7 protein-coding genes are annotated in these 11532 nt (G+C 33.5%); 3 read left to right on the forward strand and 4 right to left on the reverse strand.

The window, feature by feature from the left end:
- Nucleotides 1–641: 641 nt before the first annotated feature.
- Nucleotides 642–1910, reverse strand: a complete 1269-nt coding sequence (locus HNP99_RS14645; RefSeq protein WP_173854138.1) for a tetratricopeptide repeat protein — start codon at nucleotides 1908–1910, stop codon at nucleotides 642–644.
- Between the two features lie 42 nt (nucleotides 1911–1952).
- A complete protein-coding gene (gene gyrA, locus HNP99_RS14650; protein ID WP_173854139.1) occupies nucleotides 1953–4601 on the reverse strand; it encodes a DNA gyrase subunit A in 2649 nt (882 codons plus the stop codon).
- Nucleotides 4602–4854: 253 nt separating this feature from the next.
- Between gyrA and HNP99_RS14655 the strand changes: the two genes are divergently transcribed.
- The 3 genes from HNP99_RS14655 (at nucleotide 4855) to HNP99_RS14665 (ending at nucleotide 9440) form a co-directional block, all read left to right on the forward strand.
- The gene (locus tag HNP99_RS14655) at nucleotides 4855–7404 is read left to right on the forward strand and encodes an ATP-dependent Clp protease ATP-binding subunit (RefSeq protein WP_173854140.1); all 2550 of its coding nucleotides are present in this window, start codon (nucleotides 4855–4857) and stop codon (nucleotides 7402–7404) included.
- Between the two features lie 142 nt (nucleotides 7405–7546).
- Nucleotides 7547–8920 (forward strand): 30S ribosomal protein S6--L-glutamate ligase, encoded by a 1374-nt coding sequence (gene rimK / locus HNP99_RS14660; protein WP_173854141.1) that lies wholly within the window; start codon nucleotides 7547–7549, stop codon nucleotides 8918–8920.
- A gap of 10 nt (nucleotides 8921–8930) precedes the next feature.
- On the forward strand, nucleotides 8931–9440 hold the full coding sequence (locus HNP99_RS14665) for a DUF421 domain-containing protein (RefSeq protein WP_173854142.1): 510 nt from the start codon (nucleotides 8931–8933) through the stop codon (nucleotides 9438–9440).
- Between the two features lie 63 nt (nucleotides 9441–9503).
- Here HNP99_RS14665 and HNP99_RS14670 read toward each other — a convergent pair whose 3' ends face one another.
- Entirely contained in the window at nucleotides 9504–10844 is a 1341-nt protein-coding gene (locus tag HNP99_RS14670) for an inorganic phosphate transporter (protein WP_173854143.1), read from the reverse strand.
- Between the two features lie 35 nt (nucleotides 10845–10879).
- Nucleotides 10880–11524: a DUF47 domain-containing protein gene (locus tag HNP99_RS14675; protein ID WP_173854144.1), complete on the reverse strand. Its 645-nt coding sequence runs from the start codon at nucleotides 11522–11524 to the stop codon at nucleotides 10880–10882.
- Nucleotides 11525–11532: the final 8 nt, after the last annotated feature.

The raw sequence follows: 11532 nt of genomic DNA on the forward strand, positions 1-11532 counted from the left end.
CAAAATGTAAAGAACTTATTCGCTGTTGCGGGTGCAAAAGTACTGACTCTTTTCCGTTAAACAATACTTTTGATTGCCTTTTTTTAATGTTTTTACAACTTTAATTTTAAATTGCTGGAAATCTTATCTTTGAAAAAGAGCTGCTGGTGCAGTTTTGAGTAAAAGTAGGAATTATCAGTTTTTAATATGAGCGCTTTGTTATATACTGGACGCCTTTTGTAATTTCTTAAGATGTACTACGCTTAAAATTGCTTTTATTAAAACTTCCTTATAGGAAGGAGTGACTCAGGAGAGGTCGTCTTCCCCTTTTTCAAGTTGCGACGCGAATAAACTACGTACTCATTATATATAGGTGTCAAAAATCTTAAGTTCATCACCCCCTCTCCTGCCCTAGCCCTGATAGCAGTGAAAATCCTAGTGAGCCGGTGTTCGGCGAACTAGATTGTAGCGGATAGCAGGAAATAGCTCCTATAAATTAATAATTCATTTTTCAATATAAAAACTTAACCCCGTCTCCATAAAAAAAATCCATAATCAAATATAGATCTAAATAAAAAAAAAAAAAATGGAACCCAAGGGTTCCATTTTTATAATAGTAACAATATAATTTAAATTCTTAATTTTATTTTAAAAATTAAATTTTACATTTTAGCTTCTAATGCTTTTTTCTCAGCAGTCATTTCTAACGCACTATACACCCCTAAAAGTGTTTTTGCAACATCCCCATTTTTAGGCTCGAGCTCTAAAGCATTAGCCAAATAAGGTATTGCAGCTCTAAATAAATCTTGTCTCTCTTTTTTCAATACGTCATAACGCTTCATGTCCTTATCAGAAGTCCCTAATTTATTCATTTCTGCAATAATCACACCTTCTTTATCTAATTTTAATGCTGCCATATTAATGTATGCATTTAAATATTTAGGATTAATTTCTATAGCTCTTTTATAATACTTTTCAGCATCAACTACATTTTTAGCAGTACCACTAATAACCCCTAAGTTAAAAACTAAATCAGCATCATTTGGATTTTTTTCTAAAATCTCAACAATTAACTTTTTATAAGTATCAAAATCCTTAGTCTCCAAATATAAATTAGCCTCTGTCAAAATTAACGATGTATCATCTGGATTAGTTTTTCTAGCAGCTGCAATTGCTTCTTTTGCTTCTGCAGTTTTACCATTTTGAACCAAAATTAAAGCGATATTTTTGTAAATCTCACCTCTTTTTGACGGAATTTGTTCAGTTGTAGGTTGTTCATGAGTTCCTAACTTAACCATCCTGTCTCTTTCTAAAGAAGATTTAAAAAGATCATTCTCTTTAGTCAACTTATTTACTGCTAAATAATTTGTCTCTTTACCAGAATAATTCATATCCTTAAGATCTCCGTACAACTTTAACGCTTTATCATATTCTTCAGCATTAACATATGTTGAAGCTGCATAATACAAATTCAAAGTATCCTTCTTATCTAATAGATAAGCATCATACAATTTTTTAGCACTTAACGCATGCTTATTAATTTTTGAATCAGCAATAGCACTGTTTATTAATTTATACTTAATAGTAGCAATTGAAGTCGAAGCTTCACCAGAATACTTCTCTTTTCCTGAAGCTTTTTCGGCAGCAATTAAACTTACATAAGCATCTGCTGCTAAAGATAAATTTTTATCCTCTTCTACATTTTTATTTGCTAAATCTAATAAAGCATTTCCTTTTATAAAAAAATATTGTGCTTTTTCAGAATCAGACGCATTAGCTATTAAACTTTCTGCTTCATTTAAAATTCCAACAGCTTCTTGAGCTTGCCCTTTTCTAAATGCTTTTTCAGCCGCTTTAATTTGATCTTTTTGAGCAAAAGTAGCTACTGATACCATTAAAGCTGATGCAAGTATTACATATTTACCTTTCATAACATTCCTTTTATTTAATTTTAATTTATTTATTCCTGTTTATTAATCTTCATCTGAATCATCAGCATCATCCTCACTATCATCCTCTTCTACTTCGTCATCAGAATCATCGTCGTCATCGTCATCAGAACCTTCATCTTCTAAAACCTCTAATACAGGTTTCACTCTTTCGATTGTTTCAACCTCAATAACATTACCGTCTTCATCAACAATAACCTCTTCAGCGTCATCTTTCATTACTTTAGTAACCGCAGCGATAGAGTCTTTTCCTTTCAGGTTGATTAATTTCACCCCTTGAGTCGCACGACCCATAACACGCAAATCTTCAATAGCCATCCTGATCGTTAATCCTGACTTATTAATAATCATTAAGTCATCAGCATCAGTAACCGCATTGATGGAAATTAATTGACCTGTTTTCTCTGTAATATTCAAAGTTTTCACTCCTTTACCACCACGATTTGTAATACGGTAAACATCTTCTCCATCTTCATCAACTAATTTAGTACGTTTTCCGTAACCTTTTTCAGTTACAACTAAAACTTGGGTATCATTTACAGCGTCTTTATCAACAGTAATCATACCAATTACTTCGTCATTATCATCTTTAAGTGAAATTCCACGTACTCCAGAAGCCGTTCTTCCCATTGGTCGTGTTTTAGTTTCTTCAAAACGAACTAATTTTCCAGACTTTAAAGCAAGTATGATTTGGCTTTCACCATTTGTTAATTTAGCTTCTAATAACTCATCACCTTCCTTAATAGTAATTGCAGCAACACCATTAACTCTAGGTTTTGAATATTTCTCTAAAGAAGTCTTTTTAACCTGCCCTTTTTTAGTAACCATTACTAAATTATGAGAAGTAATATAATCTTTATCTTTAAGATCTTGAGTACAAATAAAAGCTTTCACTTTATCATCACTCTCAATATTTATAAGATTTTGAATAGCCCTACCTTTAGCTGTTTTATTTCCTTCAGGGATTTCATAAACACGCATCCAGAAACATTTCCCTTTTTGAGTAAAGAACATCATATATTGATGATTTGTAGCTACAAACATGTGCTCTAAGAAATCTTGATCTCTTGTACCAGCACTTTTTTGCCCTACTCCACCTCTATTTTGAGTTTTATATTCCGATAAATTAGTACGCTTGATATATCCAGCATGCGAAATTGTAATTACAACATTCTCATCAGCAATTAAATCTTCGATACTAACATCACCACCAGCATATTCAATTACAGAACGACGTTCGTCTCCGTATTTTTCACGAATTTCTTCTAATTCTTCTTTAATCAAAGCGATTCTTAAATTCACATCTGCAAGCAAAGCTCTTAAATGCTCAATTAATTTCATGATTTCATCATATTCTGCTCTTAACTTGTCTTGTTCTAAACCTGTTAATTGACGCAAACGCATTTCTACAATTGCTCTTGCTTGAATATCTGATAATTTGAATCTTTCGATTAATTTTCCCCTAGCCTCTTCTGTATTACTAGATGCTTTAATTAAAGCAATAACTTCATCAATATTATCCGAAGCAATAATCAATCCTTCTAATATGTGCGCTCTTTCCTCTGCTTTACGCAATTCAAACTGCGTTCTACGAGTTACCACGTCGTGACGGTGTTCTACAAAATAGTGAATCATGTCTTTTAGATTCAACATTTGTGGACGACCTTTTACTAATGCAATATTATTTACACTAAAAGAAGATTGTAATTGTGTATACTTATATAAGGTATTTAAAACTACATTAGGAGTAGCATCACGTTTTAAAATATAAACGATACGCATACCGTTTCTATCAGACTCATCACGTATATTAGCGATTCCTTCAATTTTTTTATCATTCACCAAGTCTGCCGTACGCTTAATCATGTCGGCTTTATTCACTTGATAAGGAATTTCAGTAACAATGATACATTCTCTACCATCTACTTCTTCAAAACCAACTTTAGCACGCATCACAACTCTACCTCTACCTGTTTTAAAGGCTTCGCGAACACCTTCATAACCATAGATTACTCCACCTGTAGGAAAATCAGGTGCTTTAATATAAGTCATTAACTCATCGATCTCAATATCATTGTTATCCATATAAGCTAACGTACCATTAATCACCTCTGTAAGATTGTGTGGCGGCATATTTGTAGCCATACCTACAGCAATTCCTGTTGCACCATTAATTAATAAAGTAGGAACTCTTGTTGGCATTACTTTTGGCTCATATAGAGTATCATCAAAGTTCAATTGAAAATCAACTGTTTCTTTTTCGATATCTGCCATAATTTCTTCCGAAATCTTACGCATTCTAGCCTCAGTATAACGCATTGCTGCTGGACTATCTCCATCAACAGAACCAAAGTTACCTTGACCGTCAACTAATAAATAACGTAAACTCCATTCTTGAGCCATACGAACCATGGCGTCATAAACAGATGTATCTCCGTGTGGGTGATACTTTCCTAAAACTTCTCCAACAATTCTTGCGGATTTTTTATGGGCTTTATTTGAAAAAACTCCTAAATCATACATTCCATAAAGAACTCTTCGATGAACTGGTTTTAAACCGTCTCTAACATCTGGAAGCGCTCTAGATACAATTACTGACATCGAATAATCAATGTAAGCTGATTTCATTTCATCTTCTATGTTAATAGGAATTAACTTTTCTCCTTCAGACATAAGTTGTTATATTAAATAATTATATTAGTTTCAAAACGTGCCAATATACAGCTTTTTGAAATTTTTTAAAGCTTTTTACAACACTAATTTCAAAGATTTATTAACAATGTTTTTATTGAATTTATTTACTATTTTTAAACTTAGATTAGCATATTTCCACTTTTTTTTGTCAATTAGCTGACAGACGAACTTAGGAACGGTTTTTGTTTTTACAATAGTAATTCACTAAATTTACATTTACTAAATATATATTATGGATGATAATTTTTCACCAAGAGTAAAAGATGTTATTACCTACAGTAAAGAAGAAGCTTTACGACTGGGACATGACTTCATTGGAACCGAACACTTAATGCTAGGCATCCTTAGAGATGGTAATGGCAAAGCAATACAAATACTTAATAACCTATCTGTTGATTTAGAACATTTGCGTCGAAAGGTAGAAATACTAAGCCCTGCAACACCTGGAACAGATACAAATTCAGATAAAAAAAACCTACACCTTACACGCCAAGCAGAACGCGCACTGAAAACAACCTTCTTAGAAGCAAAAGTTTTTCAAAGCACCTCTGTAAGTACCGCACACCTATTATTGTGCATTTTAAGAAACGAAAACGACCCTACAACCAAGCTATTGAATAAACTTAAAATTGATTACGATCTAGCTAAAGAACAGTATATAAATATGACACCAAGCGAAGAAGAATTCTTGGAGAATTTACCAAGAGCGTCCGACTCATATAATGATGAATCAGGACAAGATGACAGTCTTAAAGAGAGTAATTTCAATAATCCCGCTAATAAATCCAATAAAAAGTCAAAAACGCCGGTTTTAGATAATTTTGGGAGAGATTTAACAGAAATGGCTGAGGAAGGCAAACTAGATCCAGTAGTAGGACGTGAGAAAGAAATTGAACGTGTTTGCCAAATTTTAAGCCGACGCAAAAAGAACAACCCATTACTTATTGGAGAACCTGGTGTTGGTAAATCTGCTATTGCTGAAGGATTAGCTTTACGTATTATTCAAAAGAAAGTTTCTCGTATTTTATTCAATAAACGAGTAGTTACTCTTGATTTAGCTAGTATTGTTGCTGGAACTAAATACAGAGGTCAATTTGAAGAGCGCATGAAAGCGGTGATGAATGAACTAGAAAAAAATGACGATATCATTCTTTTCATCGATGAGATTCACACTATTGTAGGTGCAGGTGGAGCTACTGGCTCTTTGGATGCATCCAATATGTTCAAACCTGCATTAGCAAGAGGAGAAATCCAATGTATTGGAGCAACAACTCTTGATGAGTACAGACAGTATATTGAGAAAGACGGTGCGCTAGAAAGACGTTTCCAAAAAATTATTGTAGAACCAACATCTGTTGATGAAACAATAACCATTTTGAACAATATCAAAAATAAATACGAAGATCACCACAATGTAACCTATTCGCAAGAAGCCATTGAAGCTTGTGTGAAGTTGACGGATCGCTATATGTCAGAACGTTTTCTACCAGACAAAGCTATTGATGCTCTTGACGAAGCAGGATCTCGTGTTCACATTACAAATATCGAAGTCCCTAAAAAGATTTTAGATCTAGAGCGCCAACTTGAAGAAATAAGAGAACTTAAGAATGCTGTTGTTAAAAAACAAAAGTATGAGGAAGCTGCTAAACTTAGAGATGATGAAAAACGTATTGAAAAAGAATTAGCAATCGCTCAAGAACAATGGGAAGAAGATGCTAAAAATAACCGAATCGAAGTTACTGAAGACAATGTTGCCGATGTAGTTTCTATGATGACTGGAATTCCTGTGAACCGTATTGCACAAACGGAAAGCAACAAATTAGCTAAACTACCTGAACTTATTGAAAGTAAGGTTGTAGGCCAAAAAGAAGCGGTATTAAAAATCGCTCGTTCGATTCAAAGAAATCGTGCTGGATTGAAAGATCCAAATCGTCCTATTGGTTCGTTTATTTTCTTAGGACAAACAGGTGTTGGTAAAACACAATTAGCAAAAGTATTGGCCAAAGAATTATTTGATTCTGAAGATGCTTTAGTACGTATCGACATGAGTGAATACATGGAGAAATTTGCTATCTCTCGTTTAGTAGGAGCGCCTCCGGGATATGTAGGATATGAAGAAGGTGGTCAATTAACTGAAAAAGTTCGTAGAAAACCGTATGCTGTAGTTCTTTTGGATGAAATTGAAAAAGCGCATCCAGATGTTTTCAATATGTTGTTACAAGTTCTTGATGATGGCTATTTAACCGATAGTTTAGGTCGAAAAATCGACTTCAAGAATACGATTATTATCATGACATCAAATGTTGGAGCTCGTCAATTGAAAGATTTCGGACAAGGGGTTGGTTTTGGAACTGCAGCAAAAGTTGCTCAAGCCGATGATAACTCGAAAAGCATTATCGAAAACGCTTTAAAGAAAACGTTTGCACCTGAATTCTTAAATAGAATTGACGATGTAATTGTATTTAATGCTTTAGAGAAACATGATATTGATTTAATTATCGAAATTGAATTGAAAAAGTTATATGCAAGAGTTGCAGAATTAGGATACAATTTAAAACTATCTGATAAAGCAAAATCATTTATTGCAGATAAAGGTTTTGATAGACAATTTGGCGCAAGACCATTAAAAAGAGCCATTCAAAAATACGTTGAAGATGCCTTAGCCGAAGAGATTATTACTTCTAAAATTGTATCTGGAGATGAAATTTTTATGGATATCGAAGAAGGTGCTCAAGAGCTAACAGTAAAAGTTCAGAAAGCAGAAGAGCCTACTAATTTATAAAATAAATTTGCATAACTAAATAATAACAAACCCGTTACGTTTTTATAAACTAACGGGTTTATTCTTTATATAAATACTCCTTAATTTAAAAACAAATATTTACATTTGGTTTTTTATAAACAGTCTTAACAAAAATCGCTATATGTCTGAAAATAAAGTTATCCTTGGTAGTGAAGAATGGTGTTCATTTCCTGAATTAGGTATCCCTACCATAAAAGCACGAGTAGATTCGGGTGCAAAAACATCTGCGCTACATGCTATTAATATTGCTCCATTTATAAAAAATGAATCTAACTGGGTACGATTTGACATCAACCCTATTCAGAATAATCTTAAGACTGTTATCCATTGTGAAGCTCCTCTAATCGATAAAAGAATCGTAAAAAGCTCCAGTGGATTTAGAGAACAACGCTATGTAATTCAAACTAATTTAAAAATTGGTGAAGGATCTTGGCCTATTGAAATGACATTAACAAACCGTGACTCGATGGGTTTCCGTATGCTTTTAGGAAGAGAAGCAATGAGCGGAAGAGTGCTCGTTGACCCAGAAGAAAAATACCTATTAGGACAACCTACACCGGAATCATTAAAAGAATTATACGTAAACTCCGAAAAAGCACCTACGGGATTAAGAATAGGAGTTTTAGCCAGTAATCCTGAATTATATAGTAATAAACGTATTATGGAAGCCGGTGAAATGCGTGGTCATGAAATGCATTTTTTAAATATCAAAGAATGTTATATGAAACTGGATGCACAAACTCCAGAAATTCATTATCGAGGTGGAATTATTTTGAATCAATTTGATGCTATTATTCCAAGAATTCGTCCTAGTATTACTTTTTACGGTTGTGCATTAACCCGCCAATTTGAAGCTTTAAAAGTATATAGTTTAAACTCGGCAAATGCCATCACGCAATCAAGAGATAAATTATTCTCCTTACAGTTGTTATTAAATAGCGGAATTGGCATTCCTACAACAGGATTTGCTAATTCTCCTTTAGACACTAATGATTTGATTAAAATGGTTGGTGGATCTCCATTAATTGTAAAATTATTAGAAGGAACTCAAGGAAAAGGTGTTGTACTTGCTGAAACTAAAAAAGCAGCCGAAAGTGTTATTAATGCTTTCAAAAGTGTAAATGCCAATATACTAGTTCAAGAATTCATCAAAGAGGCTGATGGTAAAGATTTACGTTTATTTGTAATTGATGGAAAAGTAGTGGCAACAATTCAGCGTGAAGCGATGCCAGGCGAATTTAGAGCTAACATCCACCTTGGTGGAACAGCTTCTATAATCAAACCAACTCCCGAAGAGAAAAAAATTGCTATTAAAGCAGCCAAAGCTATGGATTTAAAAGTAGCTGGAGTAGATATTATTCGTTCTTCTAAAGGGCCTTTATTGCTAGAAGTAAACTCTTCTCCAGGGTTAGAAGGAATTGAAGGTGCTACAAACAAAGATATAGCTGGTGAAATGATTAAAGCGATTGAGAAAAATTTTAAACACAGAATGTAAATAATCGCCAATGAACGTCTATTTAGATATCATTTTTAGAAGTACAGCGATCTACTTTTTTATGATTATCGCCTTGCGTATTTTTGGAAAAAAAGAATTATCTCAACTCAACACTGCTGACATCATATTAATCTTATTGATTAGTAATTCGGTTCAAAATGCAATGGTTGGAAACAACACTAGTCTTGCAAGTGGCTTAGTTGCTGCCTTAGTTTTATTTATATTAAATTTTATCTTAAAGAAAACACTATTTAAGTACACCAAACTAAGCGCTTTAATTCAGCAAAAACCTGAGGTTTTAATTCATAATGGCACCTTGGACTTTAAACTCTTAAGCAAGTTAAACATAAGCTCTGAGGAATTAAGAGAAGCAATGAGAGAACATGGCGTTGAACATTTTTCTGATGTAAAATTATCAATGCTAGAAATTGACGGAAACATTAGCATTATAACAGGAACTAATAATTTAAAGCAAACGCATTACAAAAGGCTAAAGAAATTAAAAAAGACAATCTATTAATTTTTTGAAACAAAAAAACCATCTTAGTTTAAGATGGTTTTTTTGTGCTTTTAAATTTATTTTTTAGATAAACAAACTAAGTATATAATAAACGATTGCTGCTAGCAAAGCCGAGATAGGAATAGTCAACACCCAAGCCCATAAAAGACTTACAGTAACTCCCCAACGCACTGCTGAGACGCGTTTAGTTAATCCTACTCCAATAATAGATCCTGTAATAGTGTGTGTTGTACTTACTGGAATCTTTAAATGTTCAGTGAAATACAAGGTCAAAGCTCCTGCAGTTTCTGCGGCAACACCTTCAAATGAAGTTACTTTGGTAATTTTTGAACCCATTGTTTTTACAATTTTCCAACCTCCGCTTAATGTTCCTGCGGCAATAGCAGAATAACATGCTAACGGAATCCAAGCTGGCATTTTGAACGCACCACTCTCTGATGGTAAAACAACATCCAACCAAGAATCCATATGTATTCCAGGATTAGCATTAATATAAACCGCAACGGCTGCTGCTATGATACCCATTACTTTTTGAGAATCGTTACCACCGTGTCCTAAACTAAATGCTGCAGAAGAAACTAACTGCATTTTTTTTAAGGCTGCATCTGCTTGATGTAAATTTAAACTACTAAATATTAAACAAAAACAGCTCACTGTTAAAATAATAAAAGCGACTAAAAACCACTTGATATTGTGAGGTTCAAAGGCGACACTCCAAAAAACTGAAGTAGCAAATCGAGGTGCTTTACCGTCTTTAATAATTTCTTCGTAAGGAATCATTTGAACGTATACGAACCAAATTGTAGCAATCATTAATGCAACAGTAAAAATCTTTGGATAGATACTTTTGCGTGAAGCATTAAGTAACCAAATAGAGATTAAATAAGAAGCCATAGCACCTAATAAAGGCGCCAAAACGATGAAGGCTATAATAATCAACACTCCTGATGGCATTCCACCATCTTTACTTGCTTTGTACCAGCTAACAATTTCATACCAATAATGTGTTGCCCCATCAGCACCTATATAGGCTGAAAAGCCATGCATTGCAATAGAGTGCGCAATTGCAGCTCCTGCAAAACCACCAATTAAAGTATGTGATGAACTGGATGGAATACCCAACCACCAGGTTAGTAAATTCCAACAAATGGCTGCAATTACTCCTGCTAGAATTACCACAAGAGTAATTTCCATGGTATTAGCGGTTTTAGCTACAGTATCTGCAACTCCAAAACCAAAAACCCAATAGGCTAGAAAATTAAAAAAAGCTGCCCATAGAACAGCTTGAAAAGGCGTTAATACTTTTGTAGCAACAACGGTAGCAATGGCATTTGCAGCATCATGAAAACCGTTGATGTAATCAAAAATTAAGGCTAGTACTATAATAACTAAAAGTAACGTCATAAACTTAGAACTTCAGAATGAAATAAAAATGAACTTTAAGAGTGTTTTACCGAAATAGATTCTAGAATACTTGCAACACTTTTACATTTGTCAGTAGCTGATTCTAAAACCGATAAAACTTCTTTGTATTTAATAATGTTCTTAGCATCAGTTTCGTTTTCGAAAATTTCAAAAACGGCCTTGTTATATACATTGTCTGATTTATTCTCTAATTTCGAAATTCTTGCACAAGCCGCTGTAATATTAGGAATGTTCTTGAAATTTTTCAACTCTTTTACAGCAGCATCAATATTCTGGCAAGCTTCAAGATTAATTTCTGTCAATTTTCTAATTGATTTTGTAATCTTATCTACTTGATACAAACGCATAATACTCGAAGCACCGTGCAAACGGTCAGCCACGTTATCAATTGCAGTTACTAAAGAGTGAATGTCTTCTCTATCAAATGGAGTAATAAAGTTTCTACTCAATTCTAAATTTGTTTGACGAGTGATATCTTCTCCTCTTTGTTCTAATTCATCAATTTTATGAAAAATCACTTCTCTTTCTTTTAAAGGAAGGTTTACCGCTTCGTGTAAATTTGAAGCCAATTCAATTAAATTACTTGATGCTTGTTCAAAAAGTGGAAAGAATTTTTTATCCTTCGGTACTAAAAACTGGAAAAGACTATTTAATGACATTTTGTTTA

The sequence above is a fragment of the Flavobacterium gelidicaeli genome (assembly GCF_013294005.1).
In the GTDB taxonomy this organism is placed as follows: Bacteria; Bacteroidota; Bacteroidia; order Flavobacteriales; family Flavobacteriaceae; genus Flavobacterium.

What these genes read in the sequence shown, in the direction of transcription:
- HNP99_RS14665 (WP_173854142.1), top strand. Translation starts at nt 8,931, where the DNA reads ATGAACGTCTATTTAGATATCATTTTTAGAAGTACAGCGATCTACTTT.
- HNP99_RS14675 (WP_173854144.1), bottom strand. Translation starts at nt 11,524, where the DNA reads ATGTCATTAAATAGTCTTTTCCAGTTTTTAGTACCGAAGGATAAAAAA.
- HNP99_RS14655 (WP_173854140.1), top strand. Translation starts at nt 4,855, where the DNA reads ATGGATGATAATTTTTCACCAAGAGTAAAAGATGTTATTACCTACAGT.
- HNP99_RS14645 (WP_173854138.1), bottom strand. Translation starts at nt 1,910, where the DNA reads ATGAAAGGTAAATATGTAATACTTGCATCAGCTTTAATGGTATCAGTA.
- HNP99_RS14670 (WP_173854143.1), bottom strand. Translation starts at nt 10,844, where the DNA reads ATGACGTTACTTTTAGTTATTATAGTACTAGCCTTAATTTTTGATTAC.
- rimK (WP_173854141.1), top strand. Translation starts at nt 7,547, where the DNA reads ATGTCTGAAAATAAAGTTATCCTTGGTAGTGAAGAATGGTGTTCATTT.
- gyrA (WP_173854139.1), bottom strand. Translation starts at nt 4,601, where the DNA reads ATGTCTGAAGGAGAAAAGTTAATTCCTATTAACATAGAAGATGAAATG.